The sequence below is a fragment of the Cupriavidus sp. CER-90 genome (assembly GCF_057652055.1).
Window position 1 is genome coordinate 661,440 of record NZ_JBYGYM010000002.1, and the last position, 24,174, is coordinate 685,613.

Annotated in this window: 22 protein-coding genes; 14 read left to right on the plus strand and 8 right to left on the minus strand. The window is 67.6% G+C overall.

Annotated features, from left to right (window positions below):
- Positions 1-149 precede the first annotated feature (149 nt).
- From AC24R4_RS13570 to AC24R4_RS13595, 6 genes are all read left to right on the plus strand, one after another.
- Complete coding sequence (locus tag AC24R4_RS13570) at positions 150-1,310, plus strand: HPP family protein (RefSeq protein ID WP_487523248.1); 1,161 nt, start codon at positions 150-152, stop codon at positions 1,308-1,310.
- A 121-nt stretch (positions 1,311-1,431) separates the two neighbouring features.
- On the plus strand, positions 1,432-2,535 hold the full coding sequence (locus AC24R4_RS13575) for an AI-2E family transporter (protein ID WP_400394809.1): 1,104 nt from the start codon (positions 1,432-1,434) through the stop codon (positions 2,533-2,535).
- Positions 2,532-3,209 (plus strand): paraquat-inducible protein A, encoded by a 678-nt coding sequence (locus AC24R4_RS13580; RefSeq protein ID WP_400394807.1) that lies wholly within the window; start codon positions 2,532-2,534, stop codon positions 3,207-3,209. Before AC24R4_RS13575 ends, AC24R4_RS13580 begins: the two co-directional genes overlap by 4 nt.
- Positions 3,210-3,268: 59 nt before the next feature.
- Positions 3,269-3,976 carry a paraquat-inducible protein A gene (locus AC24R4_RS13585; protein ID WP_400394813.1) on the plus strand — a complete coding sequence of 236 codons (708 nt, stop codon included), beginning with the start codon at positions 3,269-3,271 and terminating at the stop codon, positions 3,974-3,976.
- Positions 3,963-5,594, plus strand: a complete 1,632-nt coding sequence (locus AC24R4_RS13590) for a PqiB family protein (RefSeq protein ID WP_400394806.1) — start codon at positions 3,963-3,965, stop codon at positions 5,592-5,594. Before AC24R4_RS13585 ends, AC24R4_RS13590 begins: the two co-directional genes overlap by 14 nt.
- Positions 5,591-6,286: a PqiC family protein gene (locus AC24R4_RS13595; RefSeq protein ID WP_487523249.1), complete on the plus strand. Its 696-nt coding sequence runs from the start codon at positions 5,591-5,593 to the stop codon at positions 6,284-6,286. Before AC24R4_RS13590 ends, AC24R4_RS13595 begins: the two co-directional genes overlap by 4 nt.
- A gap of 4 nt (positions 6,287-6,290) precedes the next feature.
- Here the strand turns inward: AC24R4_RS13595 and AC24R4_RS13600 are convergent, their stop codons facing one another.
- Positions 6,291-6,842, minus strand: a complete 552-nt coding sequence (locus tag AC24R4_RS13600) for a nucleoside 2-deoxyribosyltransferase (protein WP_487523250.1) — start codon at positions 6,840-6,842, stop codon at positions 6,291-6,293.
- Between the two features lie 458 nt (positions 6,843-7,300).
- Here AC24R4_RS13600 and AC24R4_RS13605 point away from each other — a divergent pair, with 458 nt between their 5' ends.
- The 5 genes from AC24R4_RS13605 to AC24R4_RS13625 all read left to right on the plus strand — a co-directional run bounded on the left by AC24R4_RS13605 (position 7,301) and on the right by AC24R4_RS13625 (position 13,703).
- Positions 7,301-7,891: a fimbrial protein gene (locus tag AC24R4_RS13605; protein ID WP_487523251.1), complete on the plus strand. Its 591-nt coding sequence runs from the start codon at positions 7,301-7,303 to the stop codon at positions 7,889-7,891.
- A gap of 135 nt (positions 7,892-8,026) precedes the next feature.
- Complete coding sequence (locus AC24R4_RS13610; protein WP_487523252.1) at positions 8,027-8,770, plus strand: fimbrial biogenesis chaperone; 744 nt, start codon at positions 8,027-8,029, stop codon at positions 8,768-8,770.
- Positions 8,771-8,772: 2 nt separating this feature from the next.
- Positions 8,773-11,340: a fimbria/pilus outer membrane usher protein gene (locus AC24R4_RS13615; protein WP_487523253.1), complete on the plus strand. Its 2,568-nt coding sequence runs from the start codon at positions 8,773-8,775 to the stop codon at positions 11,338-11,340.
- 17 nt (positions 11,341-11,357) lie between these two features.
- Positions 11,358-12,401, plus strand: coding sequence for a fimbrial protein (locus AC24R4_RS13620; RefSeq protein ID WP_487523254.1), 1,044 nt, complete (start codon positions 11,358-11,360; stop codon positions 12,399-12,401).
- Between the two features lie 255 nt (positions 12,402-12,656).
- Entirely contained in the window at positions 12,657-13,703 is a 1,047-nt protein-coding gene (locus AC24R4_RS13625; protein ID WP_487523255.1) for a fimbrial protein, read from the plus strand.
- Positions 13,704-13,739: 36 nt separating this feature from the next.
- On the opposite strand, the gene AC24R4_RS13630 is transcribed toward AC24R4_RS13625, so the two are convergent.
- Entirely contained in the window at positions 13,740-14,558 is an 819-nt protein-coding gene (locus tag AC24R4_RS13630; RefSeq protein WP_487523256.1) for a tetratricopeptide repeat protein, read from the minus strand.
- A gap of 10 nt (positions 14,559-14,568) precedes the next feature.
- Positions 14,569-16,632 (minus strand): bifunctional 2',3'-cyclic-nucleotide 2'-phosphodiesterase/3'-nucleotidase, encoded by a 2,064-nt coding sequence (locus AC24R4_RS13635; protein WP_400393584.1) that lies wholly within the window; start codon positions 16,630-16,632, stop codon positions 14,569-14,571.
- A gap of 272 nt (positions 16,633-16,904) precedes the next feature.
- On the opposite strand from AC24R4_RS13635, the gene modA reads away from it, so the two are divergent.
- Genes modA through AC24R4_RS13650 form a run of 3 tightly spaced genes read left to right on the plus strand, consistent with a single transcriptional unit; the run spans position 16,905 to position 19,182 of the window.
- Positions 16,905-17,675: a molybdate ABC transporter substrate-binding protein gene (gene modA / locus AC24R4_RS13640; protein ID WP_400393586.1), complete on the plus strand. Its 771-nt coding sequence runs from the start codon at positions 16,905-16,907 to the stop codon at positions 17,673-17,675.
- 60 nt (positions 17,676-17,735) lie between these two features.
- Positions 17,736-18,452 carry a molybdate ABC transporter permease subunit gene (gene modB / locus AC24R4_RS13645; RefSeq protein WP_400393588.1) on the plus strand — a complete coding sequence of 239 codons (717 nt, stop codon included), beginning with the start codon at positions 17,736-17,738 and terminating at the stop codon, positions 18,450-18,452.
- Between the two features lie 7 nt (positions 18,453-18,459).
- Positions 18,460-19,182, plus strand: a complete 723-nt coding sequence (locus AC24R4_RS13650) for a sulfate/molybdate ABC transporter ATP-binding protein (RefSeq protein ID WP_400393590.1) — start codon at positions 18,460-18,462, stop codon at positions 19,180-19,182.
- A gap of 3 nt (positions 19,183-19,185) precedes the next feature.
- Here the strand turns inward: AC24R4_RS13650 and AC24R4_RS13655 are convergent, their stop codons facing one another.
- The 5 genes from AC24R4_RS13655 to AC24R4_RS13675 form a co-directional block, all read right to left on the minus strand.
- The gene (locus AC24R4_RS13655) at positions 19,186-19,704 is read right to left on the minus strand and encodes a class IV adenylate cyclase (RefSeq protein WP_400393592.1); all 519 of its coding nucleotides are present in this window, start codon (positions 19,702-19,704) and stop codon (positions 19,186-19,188) included.
- Between the two features lie 3 nt (positions 19,705-19,707).
- Positions 19,708-20,511 carry a TOBE domain-containing protein gene (locus AC24R4_RS13660; protein ID WP_400393593.1) on the minus strand — a complete coding sequence of 268 codons (804 nt, stop codon included), beginning with the start codon at positions 20,509-20,511 and terminating at the stop codon, positions 19,708-19,710.
- A gap of 79 nt (positions 20,512-20,590) precedes the next feature.
- Positions 20,591-20,833 carry an RNA recognition motif domain-containing protein gene (locus AC24R4_RS13665; protein ID WP_153946688.1) on the minus strand — a complete coding sequence of 81 codons (243 nt, stop codon included), beginning with the start codon at positions 20,831-20,833 and terminating at the stop codon, positions 20,591-20,593.
- Between the two features lie 91 nt (positions 20,834-20,924).
- Positions 20,925-21,704: an enoyl-ACP reductase FabI gene (gene fabI, locus AC24R4_RS13670; protein ID WP_400393595.1), complete on the minus strand. Its 780-nt coding sequence runs from the start codon at positions 21,702-21,704 to the stop codon at positions 20,925-20,927.
- 84 nt (positions 21,705-21,788) lie between these two features.
- Entirely contained in the window at positions 21,789-24,125 is a 2,337-nt protein-coding gene (locus AC24R4_RS13675; protein WP_487523257.1) for a DUF3141 domain-containing protein, read from the minus strand.
- Positions 24,126-24,174 lie beyond the last annotated feature (49 nt).

A 24,174-nucleotide genomic window follows, 5' to 3' on the forward strand; every position in this document is an offset into this window, starting at 1 on the left:
TGCCGGGGGCGGCTGGGATGATACGAAGTACAGCCAGCGCAATATATCATGCTGTGATACATTGCCGGCTCGGCCAATGCGCCACGACGCCCCGCCGCTCGGCCAATGCGCCGACCGCCCCCAACGTTCCAAAGCCGCCCCCGCTTTCGATGCCCGCTGCATTCGACCCGACCTCTTCCGTCGCCGAGGCCCGTGCCTGGCTGCGCACCTTCGTCCCCCTGCCCATCGCCGCGAGCTGGCGCGAGCGGCTAAAGAGCTGCCTGGGCGCCCTGATCGGCCTGGCGCTGACCGAATGGATCTGTCGCCAGTTCCTGCTGGGATTCAATCCCTGGTTCATCGCGCCCATGGGCGCCTCCGCCGTGCTGCTGTTCGGGGTGCCGGCCAGTCCACTTGCCCAGCCGTGGTCGATCATCGGCGGCAATATGGTGGCCGCTACCGTCGGCGTGGCCTGCGCGAAATGGATACCGGACCCCGGCCTGGCGGCGGGCGTGGCGGTGGCTGGGGCCATCGCGCTGATGTTCCAGCTGCGCTGCGTGCACCCGCCCAGCGGCGCGGTGGCCGTGACCGCCGTGTTCGGCGGGCCGGCCGTGCAGGCGCTGGGCTTTGGCTTCGTGGTGATCCCGGTGGCCATCAATTCGATGCTGCTGCTGCTGACCGCCCTGGCCTTTAACAACCTCGCCCGGCGCCGCTATCCGCACCGCCCACCCGAGCCGGCGGCGCAGCATCACACCAAGGACGTGCCGCCCAGCAAGCGGGTGGGCTTCAACCGGGCCGACCTCGATGCGGTGCTGGCGGCACGCGGCGAATTCCTGGACATCGAGGAGGATGACCTGGAAGCCATCCTGGTGGCGGCAGAGCTGCGTGCGCATTCGCGTCGCTTCGGCGAAGTGCTGTGTGGCGAGATCATGTCGCGCGACGTGGTGGCGGTGCGTCCGGGCCAGTTGGCCGCCGATGCGGCCGCGCTGATGACGCGCCATCACATCAAGGCGCTGCCCGTGGTGGACCGGCAGCGCCGCCTGCTTGGCATCCTGACGCAAAGTGACTTTTTCCGCGCCTATCGCGTGAATTCGCGCCGCGTGAATGGGGCGGTGCGCGACCTGATGACGCGTGCCGTGATCACCGCGCGCGCCGAGCATCCGATCGTCAGCCTGGCCCAGGCGTTCTCCGACGGCGGCCTGCACCATGTGCCGGTGCTGGACGAACGCAACCGCGTGGTGGGCATGGTCACGCAATCGGACCTCGTGGCCGCGCTGCTGCGCCAGAGCGACCAGGCCATGGACAGGGCCGAAGCCGGCACGCCGGCGGGGTGATTCGCCGCCGGGCGCCTCGCCCGGCAATCGTTGACCCGGCAAGGGATTACCCGGAACCCGCATCGAATTCCGCTATGCTTACGGCGTTCTCGCAACATGGGCGCCGGACTGGCGTGCAACGATGAGTTCCGGACAACTGATTGAAAAGCTCGCCGCGGTCTTTGCGCTGATCGCCCTGATCGGCGGGTCCCTGCTGGTACTGGCCCCGTTTGCCACCGCGCTGGTCTGGGGCGCGATCCTGGCCTACAGCTCGTGGTATCCCTACACCGTGCTCACGCGGTGGCTGGGCAACCGGCGCGGGCTGGCCGCGCTGATCTGCGTGCTGATCGCCACGATCATCGTGCTGGGCCCGTTCGTCTATGCCGGCGCCAGCTTCTCGGCCCATATCGACGAACTGACCGGCCTGGTCAACCGCTACGCCGAACGCGGCATCCCGCAACTGCCCGAATGGCTCAGCAGCCTGCCCTATGTGGGCCCGCAGCTGCAGTCGAACTACGACCAGATCATCCACGCCGACTCCGAAATGGTGGCCAACCTGCGCAAGCTGATCGCGCCGGTGGGCCATGCGGTGCTGGGCGCGGGGCTGTCCATCGGCGGCGGCCTGGGCCAGCTGGCCCTGTCGATCATCCTGGCGTTCTTCTTCTATACCGGCGGCGAACTGGCCGTGGACTGGCTGCGTGGCGGCATGCGCCGGGTGGCCGGCGAGCGCGCCGACCACCTGATGGCGCTGGCCGGCGGCACCATCAAGGGCGTGGTCTACGGCGTGCTGGGTACCGCGTTCGTGCAGGCCGTGCTGGCCGCCATCGGCTTCTGGATCGCGGGCGTGCCCGCCGCGGCCATCCTGGGCCTGATCACGTTCTTCCTGTCGGTGGTGCCGATGGGCCCGCCGCTGGTGTGGATTCCGGCCGCGCTGTGGCTCTATCACAGCGGCGACACCGGCTGGGCCATCTTCATGGTGGTCTGGGGCGGCGCGGTGGTGGGCATGGCCGACAACGTCATCAAGCCGCTGCTGATCAGCAAGGGCACCAGCCTGCCGCTGATCTGGATCATGATGGGCGTGCTGGGCGGCGCACTGGCGTTCGGCTTCCTGGGCGTCTTCCTGGGCCCGACCGTGCTGGCGGTGGCCTACGCGCTGCTGCGCGACTGGACCATCGGCTCGCAGGAACGCCCCGGCGTGACCGACGTGACGCCGGCGCCGCCCTCGCAATTGACGCCGGACGCATGACGCCGGACGCGCACGTCTCGTCCCCGCCCCCGGCGCAGGCCCTGCACCGGCTTGTGGCCTGCGAGTATTGCGACGCGCTCTACGAGCGCACCGCGCTGGCGCCGGGCGAGCGCGCCACCTGCCTGCGCTGCGGCGGCGTGCTGTACCGCGAGAGCAGCCGCGCCTACCAGCGCCTGCTGCCGCTGGTGGTGACCGCGCTGATCCTGTTCCTGGTATCGAACACGTACCCGATCGTCGAGATGGACCTCAAGGGCGTGCGCACCGAGACCACGCTCTGGGGGGCCGTGCAGGCGCTGCACAGCGACCACATGACGCTGGTGGCGATGCTGGTGTTCGGCACCACGATCCTGTTCCCGCTCGCCGAGATGCTCATGATGTGCTACCTGCTGGTGCCGATGGCGCGCCACCGCATGCCGCCCGGCTTCGACCGGATCGTGCGCGGCATCCGCCAGACGCGGCCGTGGGGCATGATCGAGGTCTTCATGATCGGCGTGCTGGTGACCGTGGTGAAGCTGTCGACCATGGCCCAGGTGATTCCGGGCGTGGCGCTGTGGTCGTTTGGCGCGCTGGTGGTGGTGCTGGCCGCGATGCTGTCGTTCGATCCGCGCGATCTGTGGCACTACCTTGAGCCGGCCGGCGCCGACGAGGCCCCGCCCCGGGAGGACACCGCGTGACCGGCCCGCGCCCCTCGCGCACGGCCCAGGCGCGCGAACAGCTGGCCCGCTCGCGCCGCATGGCCGCCGACGTGGTGGCCGAGCTGACCGACGACGACGAACGCACGCCCCTGGCGCAAGTGCCCACGGCGTCATCGCGCGGCCTGCTGTCCTGCCACGCCTGCGACCTGGTCAGCCCGATCGCGCTCGCGGGCCAGCCCTGCCCGCGCTGCGGCGCCACGCTCCACCAGCGCAAGCCGGCCAGCCTGGCCCGTACCTGGGCCTTCCTGCTGTCGGCGTTCATCCTGTACATCCCGGCCAACCTGCTGCCGGTGATGGTGACCGAATCGATCCTGGGCACGCAGCGCGACACGATCATGTCCGGCGTGATCTACCTGTGGCTGTCGGGCTCGCACATGCTGGCCGGCGTGGTGCTGATCGCCAGCATCATCGTGCCGCTGCTGAAGATGCTGATCCTGACGCTGCTGCTGGCATCGGTCCATTTCAGATCGACATGGCGCATCCGCCAGCAGACCCGGCTCTATGGCCTGGTCGAAATCATCGGCCGCTGGTCGATGCTCGATATCTTCGTGGTGGCCCTGCTGGCGTCGCTGGTACGCGCCGGCGCGCTGGCCACCATCATTCCCGGGGGCGGGGCGCTGGCCTTTGCTTCCGTCGTGGTCATGACCATGCTGGCGTCGCTGTCGTTCGACCCGCGCCTGCTGTGGGATTCGCTCGACCCGCCCGCCCCTTCGAAATTGCCGGAATCCGACAATGCCCGATCCTGATACCCCTACCCCATCGCCCGGCGTCCCCCAGCCCGCGCGCAAGCGCCGCGCCCCGTGGCTGCCATCGCTGGTCTGGCTGATCCCGATCGTGGCGGCCGTGGTGGGCATCTCGCTGCTGGTCAACACGCTGACATCGCGCGGCCCCGAGATCACCGTCACCTTCCGCACCGCCGAGGGCCTGACCCCGGGCAAGACCGCCGTGCGCTACAAGGACGTGGACATCGGGCTGGTCAAGTCGGTGCGGCTCGCGTCCGACCGGTCTCACGTGCTGGCCTCGATCGAGCTGACCAAGGACGCCGAGAACTTTGCCGTCAAGGACACGCGCTTCTGGGTGGTGCGGCCGCGCTTTGCCATCAGCGGCGTGTCGGGGCTGGAAACCCTGCTGTCGGGCGCCTATATCGGCGTGGATGCCGGCAAGTCCCCTGAAAGCCGGCGCAGCTTCACGGGCCTGGAAGTGCCGCCGGTGGTCACCGCCGATGCGTCGGGGCGGCAGTTCGTGCTGCGTGCGCAGGACCTGGGATCGCTGGATATCGGCTCGCCGGTCTACTACCGGCGCGTGCCGGTCGGCCAGGTGGTGGCCTACCAGCTGGAGCCCAACGGGCGCGATATCACGCTGCGCGTGTTCGTCAACAAGCCCTACGACAAGCTCGTGACGGCCGATACCCGCTTCTGGCACGCCAGCGGCGTGGACCTGAAGCTCGATGCCGGCGGCCTGAAGCTGTCCACGCAATCGCTGGTCACCGTGCTGCTGGGCGGCGTGGCATTCCAGGCGCCCGAGAACACCAGCGCGCACGAGGCCGCCGCCGAGAACACCCAGTATCTGCTGGCCGCCGACCAGGCCGAGGCGATGAAGGAACCCGAGGAACTGGCGCCCACGCTGGCCGTGCTGAACTTCGACCAGTCGGTGCGCGGGCTGTCGCCGGGCGCGCCGGTGGACTTCCGGGGCGTAATCGTGGGCCAGGTGCGCTCGATCGGCATCGAATACCAGCGCGACAAGAAGGCGTTCCGCATGCCGGTGGTGGTGGAGCTCTATCCGTCGCGCATGGGCTTCCGCGAACGCGACGTGGCCGACGAGGCGCGCAAGCGCACCATCGTGCAGGCGCTGGTCAAACGCGGCATGCGCGCGCAGCTGCGCACCGGCAACCTGCTGACCGGCCAGCTGTACGTGGCGCTCGACTTCTTCCCGAAGGCGCCGCCGGCCAAGGACATCGACCTGGAAGCCCCGATGCCGGAATTCCCGACCACGCCGGGCACGTTCGACGAACTGCAGGCCAAGCTGGGCGATATCGTCAACAAGATCGACAAGGTGCCGTTCGAGCAGATCGGCCAGGATGCGCGCACGGCCATCGTGTCGATGAACAAGATGCTGGAAACGGCCGACAAGCTGGTGGCGCAGCTCAATGGCGACGTGGCGCCGCAGGTGCTGGCCGCGCTGCAGGATGCGCGCCGGACGCTGACGGCGGCCAACGGCACGCTGGCGTCGGATGCGCCGCTGCAGCAGGACACGCGGCGCATGCTGCAGGAACTGACGCGCACGGCGGTGTCGCTGCGCGCGCTGACCGATTATCTGGAACGCCACCCCGAGGCGCTGCTGCGCGGCAAGACGGAGGACAAATGATGAAACGTTCGCTGACACTTGGCGCGACGCTGCTGGCGGCGGCATGGCTGGCCGGCTGTGCCTCGCCCGAGCCCCGCTACTACACGCTGGCGACCGGTGCCGCCGCACCGGCCGGCGCGCCAACCCCGGCCGCCAATGCCACCGCCACGCAGCCGGTATGGATCGAGGTGGCGCCGGTGCGCGTGCCCGAGCGCCTGAACCGCGCGCAACTGGTGGTGACCGATGGCAATACCGGCAATGTGAAGCTGCTCGACCAGTCGCGCTGGTCGTCGCCGCTGCCCGACGAACTGCGCGATGCGCTGTCGCAGCAGTTGCAGGGCAACCTGGGGGCCGTGGACACGTACCAGCAAGGGATCTCGGATGTCTCGCCGGTGTTCCGCATCACGACCGAAGTGGTGCGGCTGGACGCCGATCCGGGCCAGCGCGCGGGGGCATCGATTGCATGGACGGTGCGCCGGCTGCCCGATGGCCGCGTGCTGAGCGGGCGCACCGAAGCCGACCTGCCCGCGCCGGGCCAGGTCGATGGCGTGGTCGGCGCCTATCGCCAGATCGTGGCCACCACGGCATCGGAGATTGCCGCCGGCGTGCAATCGCTGCGCGTGCAGGGCGGCACGGCCGCATTCTCGACCCCCACTTTGGCCCCCACCCCGGCCCCCGCCCCGGCCTCACCGGCCCGCCAGGCGGGTAAGTAGGCAGCTAGTCCTCCGGGTCGCCATTGGCCTGCGCCTGCGCACGACGCGCGGCGCGGCGCCGGTCGGCCCCGGCCATCTCGGCCAGGCAGGCCTCGGCATCGCCCTTCACCAGCCGCACGCTGCAAGCCAGCATCAGGTTCATCGGCAGGCCGAAGTTCTCGACCACGTAGTCGTTGGCGTCGCGCGCATCGCCATCGTCGTCGGTCGACACACGCACGCGGTCCAGCAGCGTGCCGGCATCGGCCGCGTAGCCCCACACCGGTTTCTGTAGCGCCACGGCAAAGCCAACCTCGAAGGCGGTGCCGCTGTCGGGCTCGCCGGGGCCGCGAAAGTCGTCCAGGTTCGCCATCACGATATCGGCGCGCCGGATCAGCGCGATATTGGCCTCGTAGATCCACTGCGCGGTGTCGGGCCCCGACAACCCCTTCGGGGCCGCCTTGTCTAGCGGATAGCACCCTTCGAAGCCATACCGGGCGCAAAGCGCCTTCAGATGTTCGCCCCAGGCGAGCGCATCCTTGCGAAATACGTCGAAGCCGGCGAGGTAGATGGTCTTCATGGCGGGTCCTCGGTTGGGGGCACGCCGGAAGCATACCGCAGGCGGCATCGCCGTTTCGTGGGGTCGTCCCGTTCGGTGCGAATTAGGGAAATTTCCGATTAGAAATCGGCATTCGATTCCGTGCCGGACGATGAATACGGCCATGGCATTTGATTATTCGCCCGGGCCCGCAGAGCCACGCACGCTGGCCGCTCGGACGATTCCGAAAATCAATAGAAATAGTCCCAAAAATCAAATAATTATTTTCGGCAAATTCCAGAAAATAACGATTCAGCAGGATTACCCGTATCGGTACTGTTTGCTCCGTCAGGAAAAGCGTGATGCGCAAGCCGCGTCATGCGCGCCGTGCCGGGGCGGATGCCTTTTGCATGGTTGCGCCTGATTCGCGGCATGGCTGTCCTTGCGTTTCGCCCGACCTTCCCGGTCCGGCCTGGCAGCGATCCCTCTCAACCCATGACATGAGGTCCACAGTGAACCACCATCGAACGAAAATCCTCGCAGCGTCCCTACTGCTTGCCGTGTTGAGTCCGGCCGCGTCCGCCTCCGACGGCACCATCACCTTTACCGGCCGGATCACCTCGAACACCTGCACGATCTCCGGCAACGGCGGGGGCACCGACTTCACGGTGGCCTTGCCGCCCGTATCGTTGTCGACCCTGGCGGCCGCAGGCAATATCGCCGGCCGTACGCCGTTCAACTTCCAGCTCACCGGCTGCACGCCCAACGCCGGCAACGTGGCGGTCTACTTCGAGCCCGGCGCCGCCGTGGACCTGGCCACGGGACGCCTGATCAACACCACCGTCAGCGCGCCCGGGGTCGGCGACACCCCACCGGTCGTGGCCGCCACCAACGTGCAGATCGGGGTGCTGAATGCCGACCTGACGAACATTGCCGTGGGCGCTGCGTATGCGTCGCAGAACAGCCAGCGCGTGGCGTTCACGGGCGGCACGGCTTCGCTGCAGTACTACGCGCAGTACGTGGCAACGGGCGGCGCGGCCACCCAGGGCACGTTCACCTCCGCGTTGACGTATTCGGTCGTGTACCCGTAGCCAGGGCGCCATCCCGCTCGTCCGACGGCATGCCCTCCCGCATGCCGGCACTACCGGCCGGCCTCGTGCCGGCCTTACTGCCCGCCTTACTGCCCGCCGTTCATCATGCTCAAGACATTCCGCCATCGCGCGACCATGGCTGCCGTTCTTCTGGCCTTGGCCGCGCCCGGCGCCCTTGCGTCCGTGGTCCTGAACGGGACCCGTGTCGTCTATCCGGAATCGGAACGCGAAGTCACCCTCAAGGTCACCAACGAGGGCGACACGCCATCGCTGGTGCAGGCATGGATCGACGACGGCGACGCCAACGCCTCGCCGGAGGAAGCGAAATCGCCATTCACGCTGACGCCCCCGCTGTTCAGACTGGACCCGAAGAAGGGACAGACGCTGCGCATCATCCACCTGCAGCAGCCCCTGCCCGCTGACCGCGAGTCGCTGTTCTGGCTGAACGTGCTCGATGTCCCGCCGGTGGCGTCGGGCGGCACCGCGCAGCAGAACTCGCTGCAGTTTGCATTCCGGACGCGCATCAAGCTGCTGTTCCGCCCCGCCGGCCTGCCCGGCGACGCGTCCAGCGCGCCCGCGCGGGTCGCCTGGCGCGTGGTGCGCAAGGACGACGGCGGCCAGGTGCTGACCGCCCTGAACCCCACGCCCTATCACATCACCTACACCAAGGTGGAGGCCACCGTGCGCGGCCATGTGTACGCCGTTGACGCCGGAGACATGGTGAAGCCCGGCGCGACGGTGGAGTTCCCCCTCGACGGCACGCACCCCGCCTCGGGCGAGCCGGACCAGGTGCATTACACGTTCATCAACGACTTTGGCGCTGCCGTCACGGGCACCCACAGGAAGCGGCCGGCCGCGCCAACTGTCACCGGGCAATGACGATGCACAAGCCAAGACCAAGGCCGTCGCGCGTGCTGGCCGCGCACTGGGTACTGGTCACGTCGCTGCCGGCGACGGCATTCGCCGGTGAGTCCGGCAACGCGGCCACGGTGGCCACGGTACAGTTCAACGCGCAGTTCCTGAAGCGGTCGGACGGCTCCACGGTCGATGTCAGCCGTTTCGCCAACGGCAACCCGGTCTCGCCGGGCGACTACCCCGTCGACATCTACCTGAACGGCGCCTGGATTGCGCGCGAGACCGTGCGGTTCCGTCCGCTGGACACCGGCGTGGCGCCCTGCATGGACGGCGCGGTCATTGCCCGGCTCAACCTCGACGAACAGGCGTTGCCGTCCACCAGCCGCAACGCCATTGCGCGGGCCATCCGGGGCCAATGCACCGAGCCCGCGGCGATCTCGGAAGACATCGGCTGGTCGTTCAACCTCAACGACCTGCGCCTGGACATCAGCATTGCCCACGCGCTGCTGCGCCGTACGCCGCGCGGCAGCGTCAGTCCCGAACTGCTTGACGATGGCGTGCCGTCGGCCACGGTTGCCTACAACCTCAACACGTTCCACACCACCGGGCATGGCGGGGGCACGTTCACTTACCTGGGTCTCGATGCCGGCCTGAACATCGGGCCCTGGCACTTGCGCCAGCGGTCCTCGATGAGCTGGCAGTCGGTCGGCCAGGACAGCTACAACTACCAGAACATCGCCACCTATGTGCAGCGGGACATTTCCGCCTGGCGCAGCCAGCTCACGCTGGGCGATGCCTATACCGATGGCGCCGTCTTCGACAGTTTTTCCGTGCGCGGCGCGAACCTGGCCAGCGACGACCGGATGCTGCCGGACTCATCGCGCGGCTATGCGCCGCTGGTGCGCGGTGTGGCGCGCTCCAACGCGCGCGTCACGGTCACGCAGAACGGCAACAAGCTCTACGAGACGACCGTCGCCCCTGGCCCGTTCGAGATCAGGGATCTCTATGCCACCGGCTACGGCGGCAACCTGCTGGTCACGGTGACCGAGGCCGATGGCAGCCAGAGCAGCTTTACCGTGCCCTACGCATCGGTCGTGCAACTGCTGCGACCCGGCATCACCCGCTATTCGGCGGCGGCAGGCGAATACCGCACCGGGTCGAGCGTCCAGAAAAAGCGCGAGAAGCTCGTGCAGGGCACGGTGCAGCACGGCTTCAACAATCTCGTCACGGGCTACGCGGGCCTGGTGCTCTCGGAGGGATACCAGGCGGGCCTGCTGGGTGCCGCCTTCAACCTGCCCGTGGGCGCCTTCGCACTGGACGCCACGCATGCGCGCGCCATGATCCCCGGCTTCGAGGACAGCAGCGGGCAGAGCGTGCGCATCAGCTACAGCAAGTTCGTGCCGTCGACCAGCACCAACATGACCATCGCGGCATACCGCTACGCGACCCGCGGCTTCTGGACGATGCGCGATGCGTTTGCCGCTCGCTCCAGCGGTGGCAACGCCCGCGCGGTGGACCGCCAGCGCAGCCAGGTCCAGCTCACCTTGAACCAGAGCCTGGGCGAGCGATGGGGCAATCTCTATCTGACCGGCACGTCGGCCGAGTACTGGAACCGGCGCGGCACGGCGCTGATGTTCCAGGTGGGCTACAGCAACGCCGCCAACCTGTTGGGGCTGCCGATGACCTACAACATCGCGGCGTCGCGGCAGCGCGAACTGCTGACCGGGCGGTTCAGCACGCAGGTCTTCGCCAGCCTGACCGTACCGCTGGGCAAGGGCAGCCATGCCCCGATGCTGTCGTTCTCGGGCACGCACAACAGCGGCAGCGATTCGTCGCAGCAGATGCGGCTGAGCGGCACGGCGCTGGAAGACGACGCGGTGACCTACGGCCTGAACGTCGACCGGATGCCGCACGCGACAACGGGCGGCGGCAATGTCCAGTACCGCACGCCGTACACCACGGTATCGGCGTCGGTCAGCGGCGGCAGCCAGTACACCCAGTACTCGGGCGGGCTGCAGGGGGCACTCGTGGCCCACGCGGGCGGCGTCACGCTGGCCAACTACCTGGGCGACACCATTGGCATCGTCGAGGCCAAGGGCGCCTCGGGCGCGCGCGTTGCCAATGCGCCGGGCGTCAGGATCGACGCGTTCGGCTACGCCATCGTGCCGTACCTGCAGCCCTACAACATGAACACGATCGAACTGAACCCCAAAGGCTTGCCGCTGGACGTCTCGCTGGACACAACCAGCACCCAGGTGGCGCCCCGTGCGAACGCCGCGGTCAAGATCACGTTTGCCGCGGTGACTGGCCGCTCGGCCATCGTGTCCGCCACCCTGCCCAACGGCAAGCCGCTGCCGTTCGGAGCGACGGTGTCCGATGACAGGCAGGCCGATATCGGCGTGGTCGGCCAGAGCGGCATCATCTTCGCGCGCGGCATCGAGCAGGCCGGACAGTTGCAGGTGACCTGGGGCACGGATCACAGCCAACGCTGCACCATTGCATACGAACTGCCGCCGCGGGACAAGAACGCCACCACGTATGCCCAGGTGCGCGCCGTATGCCAGCCCCAGCCCGACACGGAGGTCAAAGCGTGATAAGCGTGATAAGCGTGATGCCACACCCGCACCACGGCCCATGCCTGGGCAGGGTAATCGCGTCCGGACTGCTGGCCTGCCTGCCGGCCATCGTCCATGCGCAGGATCGACCGGTCAGGCAATGCACGATCCGGTCCGATGCGACCTCCATCGCATTCAACGGGTTCAGCATCCCCAGGGACGCCGCGGTGGGCACCGCCTTGAGCGAAGTCGTGACCACCACGGCAAACGTGACGTGCCCGGCCAATCCCGCTGACTATGGCGGCCCATCCGTCGGGGGCCCCGGATTCTATCTGCAGCTGTTTCCCAACCTGCGCCTTGCCACCGGCGTACCGGGCGTGTGGGCCACCGGGACCCCGGGCGTCGGCGTGCGCGTGATCTCCGTGAATTACGGGAACGCGGTGGTGTCGCGGGTGGGCACGGGTGGCAAGACCGATTTCGGGCCACGCGTTGCGCGTCGGGCCCCCTACACGGGGACGTTCCGCTTCTCGTACCAGTTGATCAAGACGGGGCAGATCGTCGGCCTCGGCCATATTCCCACTGGCAGCATGTTCGCCCTGCGCAGCCACAATATTCCCGCCAACGTTGTCTCGGCAGCAAAGGCACAAGTGTTCCTGCGCGACTCGGCGTTCAACGCACTGACTTGCCGCGTCACCACGCCCAGCGTCGATGTCCCGCTGGGCAATGTCAATGTGACCGAGCTCCGGACCGTTGGCGCCAGCGCCGGCCGGACCCCCTTCTTCATCGGGCTGCAATGCGATGCCGGCTCGGACGTCCATATCACGCTGACCGACGCGACAAGACCCGCCAACCGCACCAACCTGCTCACGCTCACCAGTGCCTCCACGGCACGCGGTGTCGGCATCCGCATCCGCAACCCTGACGACAATCCCGTGCGTTTCGGGCCGGACTCGCCGGTCGCGGGCAACACGAATCAATGGCGGGTGGGCACGTCGGACGCCACCGACAGCATCGCGATGAGCGCCGAGTACGTGGCCAGCGGCACAGTCAGCCCGGGCACGGTCCGGGCGCTGGCCACCTTCACGATGAGCTACCAGTGATTGGGGAGTAGAAGCCCGTCCCGTCCGGGGCGGCAACGCTGCCGATGGACGACGGGCATTGCCCAATGGGGGTTTCAGCGCCCCCTGTTCTTCGGTGACCGCCGAGCTGAAAACAAACAGACGTGCCGCCCCAACAGGGTCGATGTGGGGCATGGCACGCGGGCGGCGGCGCCACACCTGCTGCAACTTTGCTCGATGGATTTACTGCTACCCACCCGCCCATCAGCGGGCGGAAGCCAGTACATGAGGGATAACATGGCAACACTTCAGACCTGTGCGCGTCGTCCTGGACGACTTCTCTTCGCAATGCTGCCGGGGCTCGTCGGGGGCCTGCTCGGCCTGACGCCGGACCGCGTCCTCGCCCAGCAGTGCACGCTCGGCCCCCAATCGTCCAGCTTCGCCTTCTCGAATATCAACGTTTCGCGCGATGCGCCGATCGGGGCCACGATCAGCGAACAGAGAACGCTGACGATTTCAGTCAGATGTCCGCGCATGAGATACAACAGCCGGGGCGTATCCGTCCAGCTGATGCCCACGCTGAATACATCCACCACGGTTCAGGACGTGTGGGAATCGGGAGTTCCCGGCATTGGCATTCGCGTCACGGCCCGAAGAACTGGCCGCGACGGCCGGGAGGGCAGGGCTTCCGACACGTCCGCAGGCACTTACAGGACGCTCTCCACGTACGCGTACTCGCTGACGAACGGCTACACGGGCAGCACGGTCATGACGCACCAGCTGGTCAAGACCGGGCAGATCAGCACCAATGGCCAGATCAACATCGGCCCCATCTACTCGCTGCGCAGTCTCAACCATGACAACGGCCGGGCGTCGGGAACGCAAGCCACCGTTTCGATGGGCAACAGCACCCTGGCATCGCGATCGTGCCGCGTCACCACCCCCAACGTTGCGGTACCCATGGAACCCGCACATGCCATGGCACTGGAGGAAGCCGGCGCGACCACCGGAAGCACCGGATTCTTTATCGGTCTGCACTGCGATAACGACACCAACGTCTTCATCACGCTGACGGACGCCACGATGCCGGGCAACCGGACCGACCTGCTGACGCTGGCACGCGATTCCACCGCGCAAGGGGTTCGCCTGCGCATCCGCAACCCGGAAAACCAGCCTGTCAGGTTCGGGCCCGACTCGGCCACGGCCGGAACGGTGAACCAGTGGCGTGTCGGTCAATCCAGCGGCGCCACCAACATCCGGATGAGCGCCGAGTACGTATCGACCGGCAACGTCACGGCGGGCACCGTCCGTGGCCTGGCGACGTTCACGATGAGCTATCAGTAGCCGGTGCCCGTCGTGGCGCGCCCGCGCGGCCGGCCATCAGGGATTGATGGCCGGATGCTTGAGCGCGTGCGCCGCCTCGGCCATGTGCTGCCGGTAGTGGCGGTCGTCCCGCGCGAGCCCCAGTTCGCCGTTGCGATAGGCCATGGCCAGCGTCTGGATCGACGCGGGATGCTCGCGTTCGGCCGCCGCTTCGTACCACGCCACCGCGCGGGCATCGTCCTGCGCCACGCCCTCGCCTTCGCGATAGGCATTGCCGAGCAGGAACATGGCCTGCGCCACACCGCCATCGGCCGCCACCTTGAACCAGCGTGCCGCGCTGGCCGGATCGGGCGTGCGGCCATGGCCGCCGCGATACAACAGGCCCAGGTAGTAGGCCGCGCCGATGTCGCCGCCATGGGCCGCCGCGTCGAGCAGGCGCCAGGCCAGCGGCAGGTCTGTCCGGCCGCTGGCCAGCGTGCCCAGCATCGCCGCCTTGCCGAGCAGGAAGCGGGCACGCACATGGCCGCTGTCCGCCGCCATGCGCAGCCAGCGTTCGCCCTCTGCGCGCGTGGCCGCGTCGGTGCGCGACATCATCGTTTCGCCAAGTGCGGCCCGCGCGGCGGTTTCGCCGGCGCGGGCGGCCTGCTGCAGCTGATCGAGCGCCCCGGCATCGTCAGCCGATGTCGCCAGCCACTGCCACTGCGACAGTTCGGCGTGGCGCGTGTCGGCCTGGTGCCGCCACATCGCTGCGCCGGCCACGCCGGCTGCGGCCACCGTCACCGCCAGTGCGGCGGCCACGAACAGCGGATGGATGCGCGACAGGCGGCGCGATGCGGCGGGCGCGGGCGTGGCGGAAGCGGTAGCAGAAGCTTGCATCGTGGATGGATTACTGGTTCAGATCGATCTTGTACTTCGACAGGTTCTTGCCCGAGCCGTCGTCGGCTGCGACCAGGGACACGCCGGCCACGCCGCCCGCCGCTGCCTGCGCCAGCATGCCTACGCCCGAGCTGAACACCACGTCGCCGGCGGTCGCCACCTTCGTGAAGTGCCAGCTGCGGGCGCTGCCGTTGGCGGCGCGGGTCACGTTGGCGACGGCCTTCACGTACTGGATCAGCACGTCGCGGTTGGCGTCCGGCGACGCGTAGACCGTCCGGGTGCCGTCCAGGCCCGGGAAGTTGCCGCCGCCGCTGGCGCGGTAATTGTTGGTGGCCACGATGAAGTCCATGGCCGACGTGACCGGCGCCCCCTTGTAGGTCAGGTTCTTGATACGGTTGCCCACCGTCTGCGTCACGTCGATTTCGTACTGCATGTCCGCGTCGGTGAACATGTCGAAGTTGTAGCCCGGGAACGTGCTGATCAGTGGCTGCTCGGTGGTCAGCGCCGGGTTGATCTGGTTGAATCGCCTGGCCGCGGTTTCCAGCCAGGCCTTCAGTTCGTCGCCATTGACCTTCACCGCGTAGACGGTGTTCGGGTACAGGTAGAGATCGGCCGCGTTATTGATGGCCAGGTTGCCGGACGCCACGTCGGTATAGTCGTTACCGCCGCCGAAACCGCTCTTGAACGGTGCCGACACGGACAGCACGGGCAGCGAGGCCAGCGCCGGCAGGTTGGCGGCGATGTAGTCCTTCACGTACTTCGCCTGCGCCTGGTTCACGATCTGGATGGCGCCCGGGTCGCCCACATCGGCAAAGTAGCTGGTCATGCGGTAGTTCGTGCTGCCGATCGGCGTCTTCACGTACTGGATGGTGGCCTGGTGTTCGGTGTCGATGGCCGGTGCCACGCTGGCGTCGGCGGCCACGTAGGTCTTGTCGGCATTCTGGATCGAGCGGGCCTCCACCCTGGTGTTGGCCCGGTCCACGCTCCAGTTCTTGCCATCGTGGTTCAGCGCCAGGTTGACCACGCCCAGGTGCTTGCCCCAGTAGTTGGCCATCACGGTCGGCACGCCGTTGACCGTGCCGCGGGCCTTGTCCACGCCGGGCAGGTTGAACTGGCTCACCGTACTGGTGGCATCGGGGAAGATCTGGTGCGAGTGGCCGATCAGCATGGCGTCCACGCCCTCCACCTTCGACAGGTGATAGCTACCGTTCTCCATCGTCGGCGAGTACGTGGAATTGTCCAGCCCGCCGTGCGAGATCACGACCACCAGGTCGGCGCCCTTGGCGCGCATTTCGGGGATGTACTTCCTGGCAGTCTCGACCACGCCTTCGGTGTAGACCTTGCCGTCGAGCCAGCGTTTGTCCCAGCTCAGGATGGCCGGCGGTGCAAAGCCGATGATGCCGACCTTGATCGGTGCCGACACGGTCTTGCCGTCCGGGCCCGTCGCCGTGATCGTCTTGTTCAGGATCGCGTACGGCTGGAACAGCGGCTGGCGCGTCTTCACGCTGTAGACGTTGGCCAGCACCTGCGGAAACTTCGGCCCGGCGCAGGTCTGCTGCGCGGACGGGTCGGGCAGGCCGTCGACATGGAAGCGGTTGCCCGTGACCTGGCTCAGGTACGGCAAGCCGTAGTTGAATTCGTGGTTGCCGATGCCGCCACCGTCGAATCCGGCCGCATTCATCACCTTGTACATGGCCAGCGTCTCGCCGCAGCCGATCGGCTTGACCAGCGCCTGGTAGTCGGACAGCGCGGTGCCCTGGATGGTGTCCCCGTTGTCCAGCAGCATGCTGTTCGGGAATTCGGCGCGTGCCGCCTTGATCAGCGTGGCCACGCGCTCGAAACCGATCGACTTGTCCTCGGCGAGCTTGAAATAGTCATAGCTCAGCACATTGGTGTGCAGATCGGTGGTTTCCAGCAGCGCCAGCGTGGACTTCGTGCCTGCCGGGATCGACGTGTTGCCGTTGTTCTCGTTGTTGCCGCTGCCCGCGTTGGTGTCGTCGTCGGCGCCGCAGGCGGCCAGCGCGGCGCTGGCCACGGCCGCCAGCATGGCGGCGCGGATGCGATGGTTTTGCATGGTCTCGGATTTCCCTGTCGTGTTCTGTTTATGGTGCAGCCGGGGAATTGTCCGAAGCCGGGATGGCAGGGAAGTGGCGAAATCGCGTCATTACCGTGACAATCCGCGCATATATGACAAAAACGTCATATATACGCAGTGCCGGGGCAGCCAGGATGATTTCGGCCCGCTGAAGATCCTTATTCATTGGCGCAATTGACGCTGCGTTATATAGGCGCTTATATTGCGGATGCAAACCATCGCGCACGCCATCCCCTTCCGCCACATCTGCCATGAGCCTTTATCCCCTTGCGCGCCGTGCCGCCGCCGGCGCCGCCCTGCTTGCCCTGACCCTGGCCGCGCCGTCGGCCTTTGCCGCCGACCTGGTGGTGTCTGCCGCCGCCAGCCTGACCAACGCGTTCAAGCAGCTGGGCGAGCAATTCGAGCGCGCCCATCCCGATACCAGGGTGGTGCTGAACTTTGGCGCGTCGGACGTGCTGATGCAACAGATCGTCAAGGGTGCGCCGGCCGACGTGTTCGCCTCGGCCGACCAGAGCGCCATGGACAAGGCCGAGGCCGAAAAGGTCGTGCAGGCCGCCACGCGCAAGGATTTCGCGGCCAATGCGATCGTGCTGATCGTGCCCCATGACAGCAAGCTGAACATCGCCGCGCCGAAGGACCTGACCCGTGCCGATATCAGGCGCGTTGCCTACGGCAACCCGTCGTCGGTGCCGGTGGGCCGCTACACCAAGGGCGCGCTGGCGTCGCAGGGGCTGTGGGATGCAGTCGAAGCCAAGGGCGTGCCGGCCCAGAACGTGCGCCAGGCCCTGGACTATGTGGCGCGCGGCGAGGTCGATGCCGGCTTCGTGTTCGCCACGGACGCCGCCGTGATGCCGGAGAAGGTCAAGGTAGCCGCGCGCGTGCCGGCCGCCACGCCGGTGACCTATCCGATCGCCGTGACCACGCAAAGCAGGCAGGCCCCCCAGGCCAACGCGTTCGTGCAGTATGTGCTGTCGCCGGAAGGTCAGGCCACGCTGGCGCGGTACGGTTTCCAGAAGCCCTGATTCACCACGGCCTGCCCCGGGTCACCCCGTTCCCCCGAATCACTGTCTGAAATCATCGCCATGGATGCTGTCTGGGTTCCGCTGCTGCTGTCGCTCAAGGTGGCGGGATGGGCCACGTTGCTCAATGCCGTGCTGGGCGTGGCCGCCGCCTATGCCATCGCGCGCTGGCGCTCGCGGGCGCGCGATGTGGTCGATGCCATCCTGACGCTGCCGCTGGTGCTGCCCCCTACCGTGCTGGGCTACTACCTGCTGGTGCTGGTGGGACGGCGGGGCGTATTCGGGGCCTGGCTGGAAAATCTGGGCATCGAACTGGTGTTCACCTGGCAGGGCGCGGTCCTGGCTTCGACCGTGGTGGCGTTTCCGCTGGTACTCAAGTCGGCGCGCGCGGCGTTCGAGGGCGTCGATCACCAGCTTGAAAATGCGGCCCGCGTGCTGGGCGTCTCCGAATCCGCCATCTTCTTCCGCGTAACGCTGCCCATGGCGTTGCCCGGCATCGTGGCCGGTGTGCTGCTGGCCTTTGCGCGGGCGCTGGGCGAATTCGGTGCCACGCTGATGGTGGCCGGCAACCTGCCGGGCCGCACGCAAACGCTGTCGGTCGCCATCTACGAGGCCGTGCAGGCCGGCAACGACGACACGGCGAACCTGCTGGTGCTGGTGACGTCGCTCACCTGCATCGTGCTGCTGGTGGTGGCCGCGCGCCTGGTGCCGCCGGCCCAGCGCGGCACCGGGGCCGTGTTCGAGCGGCGCAAGTTCCGGCGCGACGCCATCAGCGGGTGAGATCGACATGAGCATGCAGATCACCGTCCGGAAACGCATGGCATCGCAAGATCGCCAATTCGCGCTCGATATTTCCTTCGCATCGGATAGCCGCCGCATTGCGCTGTTCGGCCCGTCCGGCGCCGGCAAGAGCCTGACGCTGCGGGCCATTGCCGGCCTGATGGCGCCTGACAGCGGCCGCATCGTGCTTAATGGCCGGACGCTGTTCGACAGCGACACCGGCATCGACGTCCGGCCGCAGGAGCGCCGCGTGGCCTACCTGTTCCAGGATTACGCGCTGTTCCCGCACCTGACCGTATCGCAGAACATTGCGTTCGGGCTCAGGCGAGGCTGGCGCAATCCGGCACGCCGCGCGCTGCCGCCCGAAGCCGCGCGCTGGGTCGAGGCATTCGGCCTGGAGGAGATCGTCAACCAGTATCCGTCGCAGATTTCAGGCGGGCAGAAGCAGCGCGTGGCGCTGGCCCGCGCCCTGGTGGCACGGCCCGACATCCTGCTGCTGGACGAACCGTTTTCGGCGCTGGACCCCGCCTTGCGCACGCGGATGCGCGAGGAACTGCGCGCGCTGCAGGAAAGCCTGGATGTGCCGATGCTGATGATCTCGCACGACCCCGAAGACGTCGAAGTGCTGGGCGACCACGTGCTGGAAATCCGCGAAGGCCGTATCCACGCCAGTGGGCGCGCGCACCGGCACCCGCCGGTCTACGCGCCCGCGAGCCCCCACGCCGTGTAGCGGTCAGGCACCCTGCTGGCGCAGCAGGTCAAGATAGGCGCCCTCGATCAGCGCATCGGGCGCCACGCCCAGCCGGGCCATCAGCGCGTGGGCCTCCGCCACGCCGGCATCCACGGGCTCGCCGTCGCGCAGCACCACTTCCAGCTCCAGGAAATCGCCCAGCCCTTCCACGCGGTCCAGATGCACGCGGGTGCGGCCCACCAGAAACAGCGTGCGCACCTTGCGCACCCGGCCGATGGTGCCGTGCGCGGCGGTCAGCGCGTCGCGCAGCGTGTCGGGCGACGCGGTGGGCGACAGGATATAGAAGCTCTCCTTGGGCCCGGCCTGATCGGGCCGCGCGTAGAAGATCAGCTGGCCCGACGTGGCGTCGAACGCGCGCAGCTTCAGGCGCCCGTTCGGGCACGGGAAGAAGGTGTCGTCCTGCTCGATCCGTTCCGGGCCCTCGGTGGCGATAGCCGCGGCACGCGGCACCAGCGCGCCGACGCTGTCGATGCGCGCCTTGATTTCCACATTGCGTGCCATGGTTCAGATCATCGTCCCGAGTATGACGCTCGACGCCTTGAAGATTGCCAGCGCGCGCACACCTTCCTTCAGGTCCAGGTCGGCCAGCGCCCCGTTGTTGATGATGGCCGCCACGGTGCCGCCGCCATCGAGTTCGAGTACCACCTCGGCATTGACGGCGCCGGGCACCACACGGGCGACCGTGCCGGGCAACTGGTTGCGGGCGGAAAGCCGTGCGGCGGGGTCCGGCAGCCCGATCAGCACCGACGACGCCTTGACCAGCGCGAACGCCTCGGCGCCGGGCGCCAGGCCCAGTGTTTCCACGCTCTCGTGCGTGATCGTGGACACGATGCGCAGGCCGCCCGGCAGCGCCAGCGTGACTTCGTCGTTGACGGCGCCGGCCCGCACGGCCTCCACGCGGCCGAACAGCTTGTTGCGCGCACTGGTCTGAATCATCATGCGTTGGATCAGGTGGATATCTTCGGGATTGGCATCGGACATCGCCCCGGCCCGCTCCAGATGGGCGATGAACCGGGCGTGCTCGGCTTCCATTGCGCGGAAGGTGGCGATCAGGCGCGCGGCCCGCTCGGTCAGCCGTGTGCCGCCGCCGCCCTTGCCGCCGGCGGCGCGTACGACCAGTGGCTCGCCGGCGCTGTTGTTCATGGCATCGATGGCATCCCATGCGCCCTTGTAGCTGATGCCCACGGCACGCGCGGCGGCCGTGATCGAGCCGTGTTCGCCAATGGCGGCAAGCAGCGCGATGCGGTCGCGGCCGCCCCAATCCTGCTTGCCGGCACGAAACCAGATGGCGCCCTGGAGTTCGAGCATGCGCTGACCTGTGTGTAATGAAGGGAACGCGTATGGTACCGCCAGAACCACCCGGTGCGGGCCGGGCAGCGGTCCGGCGTCAACTCTGGTGGGCCGGGATGTACCAGCGCATGATGCTGCCGGCAAAGTACTGCTTGTCGAACTGCCGCAGCAGGCGCCAGCAGGTGAACGGGTCGACCGCCAGGTCCACCCACGCCCACGGGTGATCGGCGTCGCCGTCGCGCACGATCTCGACGGAGTTCACCGTGGCGTAGTCCTTGAGTTTGTCCCGCAGCATTTCCTCGGTCACATCACGATGCAGCCCGCGGATCAACACCTGCATGGCAGCCTCTCCCGCATTGGAAAGTAGTGATGCATGTATTCTAGGCCGCGCTTTGCCTCGTGGCGGCCGGCCGATGCGGCAATCGCACGTTTCACGCCATGATGTGTACGCCACCGTCCACGTACACCGTATTGCCCGACACGCGGCGGGCATACGGCGTGGCCAGGTACGCGGTGGTAAAGCCCACATCCATGATGTCGACCAGTTCGCCCAGCGGCGCACGGCCGGCTGCCTCGGCCAGCAGGACATCGAAATCCTTGAGCCCGGACGCCGCGCGCGTCTTGAGCGGCCCCGGCGAGATGGCATGCACCCGGATGCCCTTCGGCCCCAGCTCGTAGGCCAGGTAGCGGCAGGTGGCCTCCAGCGCGGCCTTGACCGGCCCCATCAGATCGTAGTTCGGCACCACGCGGTTGGCGCCGTCATAGCTCATCGCGAACAGCGTGCCGCCCTGCCCCATCAGCGGCACCGCCCGCCGCGCCATGCGGATGAACGAATGGCATGACACGTCCATGGCCCGCGCGAAACCGGCGGCCGACGACTGCAGCAGCCCGCCCTGCAGGTCGGCCTTGGGCGCGAAGGCCACCGAATGCACGACCGAATCGAGATGGCCCCACACTTCGCCGATGCGCGCGAACAGCGCTTCCATCTGCGCGTCGTCTTCCACGTTCAGCGGCATCAGGATTGGCGCCCCGATCTGCTCGGCCAGCGGCGCGACATGCGGGTAGGCCTTGTCGTTCAGATAGGTCAGGGCCACTTCGGCGCCCATCTCGCGAAACGCACGTGCGCAGCCCCACGCGATGGAATCCTCGTTGGCGACGCCAACGACGAGCACGCGGTTGCCGGACAGCGGGGGACTAGGAACCTGGAGCATGCGCAAACCTCCCATTGTTGGCGCTTTCTGCTGGCTTCGCCGCTGCGCCTTTCGCGGGCAAGGCAGGAAGCCAGCGACATACCGCTACGCCCGCGCTTCCTGCGTGGCCTTGCCGTTGCCGTGGTCGGTGCCGAAAATCTCGGCAACCTCGCGGTAACGGGCCAGCCATTCGGCATCGAGCGGCCCACCCACGGTCAGCACGCGGTGCGCCAGCACCATGATGCGGCGGCGCTCCTTCATCTCGGGCACCAGTGCCGGCAACGCCCGGATGGCGCCTTCGGGGTCGAGGCTGACGATATAGCTCTGCCGGCGCACGGCGTCCTTGAATTCCGCCAGCGTGATGCGCTGCTCCGGCGGGTTCTCGCGCGCCAGCTTGCGCAGCAGGTTGAACGGCCGCTCCTCGATGGCCGAGCGGCCCTGCGTCACATACGACAGCACGCGCAGGAAGGCATCGAGCGGCGTGCCGGTGTCGATCTCGCGTTCCGCCTCGCGCCGCCGCAGTTCGGCCACCTCCTTGCGCAGGGCCGTAATGGCGGGCGACTCCGGTGCCTTCGGCGTGGCCGTCATGCCCAGCATCGCCGGCAGCCACGGCGTGGCGTAGAGCGATTCGAACACGCGCTCCTGCCAGGCGTCGCGCGCATCGCGATACTGGTCCAGCGAGCGCACGATCTGGTCGGACACGGCCTGCTGCATCGCCAGGAACGGATTGTCGGCGGACACCGGCTGGCGCGCGTCGCGCACGACCGGCGCCATCGTGGCAACCCACTGCATCCACGGGTTGCTGTCGGCAAACAGCGAGCGTTCGAGCCGCGACGGGTGAATCGCACGAATACCCTCGGCCGTGGCCTCGTTCGAGATGGCGCGCACGAATGGCGATGCGTAGGTATCGTAAAGATGCTGGTTGATCTCCGCCACGCGGCGCACCACTTCGAACGGCTGCTCGTCCTCGCGGCCGTCGTCCAGGGCCAGGATGTCGTCGATGGTCCGACGCTCGAAACGCACCAGGTAGCGGCCTTCGATCAGGTCGGTGTGCGGGGACCCGGGTGCAACGTCCTCGATCTTCGCTTCATACAGTCCCGGGGGCAGCACGTCGATCAGGTCCAGCGCGCAGAACAGCTCCGAGTGCTCCTTGTTGGCCACGCTGCCCGAGACAAAGATGCCCAGGTGTCCGATGGACGGATGCAGGCAATAGACGATGGTCTGATCGTTGGCCACCAGTTCGTCCACGCTCGCGTAGAGATCGGGAATCCAGTTCAGCGCCTGCTGCGGCGGCGTGATGTTGTCCCCCCAGGAGGCGAACACGATCACCGGCGAGCGCACGTTGCGCAGGTCGATCACGGTCTGGCCGTCGCTGCTGCGTACCTCGCCCGCCGTCAGGTGATTGCCGACAAACAGGTTCTGCACGATCCAGTCGATCTCGCCGCGGTTCATCAGGAAGTGGCCGCCCCACCAGCGTTCGAACTCCAGGAAGCGGGGCCCTTCCGTATCGACCTTGGCATAGACGTTGTACAGCTTTTCCCATAGCGTGTTCGACGGGTTCAGCTTCTCGAAATTCTGCACCAGCCAGGCGCCGTCGAAACGGCCATTGCCCAGGTCGGCCGCCAGCGACGACAGCCACGTGCCACCGAGCAGGCCGCCCGAATAGCGCATCGGATTCTTGCCGCGCACGCCCGACCAATATGCCACGGGCGCGCCGGCCAGCAGGATCGGGCCCGTCGCTTCCGGCGAAGCGGCCGCAAGGATCAGCAGCGCCCAGCCGGCCTGGCAATTGCCGACGACGAACGGCTTGCCCGGCGCATCGGGATGGCGCTCGGCCACGGCCTGCAGGAACTTGCCCTCGGTACGCGCCACATCCTCGATCGTCTGGCCCGGGCACGGGTCGCGGAAGAACGTGATGAAGTAGCACGGATGGCCGGTGCGGATGGCGTTGCCGATCTCGCTGTCGGCCTTGAAGCCGCCGATGCCGGGGCCGTGACCCGCGCGCGGGTCCATCACCACGAACGGGCGCCGGGTCATGTCGGTGGGATGCGCGTCCGGCGGCACGATGCGCAACAGCGCGTAGTTCACCGGCCGGGGCAGATCGCGCCCGTCCATCAGTACCTCGTAATCGAAGACGAGCACGGGCGGCATGCCACCGCGCTCGTGCTCCGCGGTCTCGTTGCCCCGCTGGCGCAGCACGTCGAGAAACAGGATGGAACGCTGCCAGGCGTCGAGCCCGTATTCCCAGGCAGCCTGCGCCACCGGATTCATCGGCACCGGCGGGAACATGGCGGACGGGAACATCGCGGAAGGAAATGGTGAACCGGGGAGGGTGGCCTGGGCAGCCGATGCGGCTGGATCAGCCGGCTTGCCCTGCGGGGCGGCCTGGGCGGGGGCGTCCTGTCCGGATGCTTGCCCCGGGACAGGTTGGCGTGCATTCATTTCCGTTTCTCCTTGGGGATTGGCGGAGTCAGATGGCATGCAGCGTGGC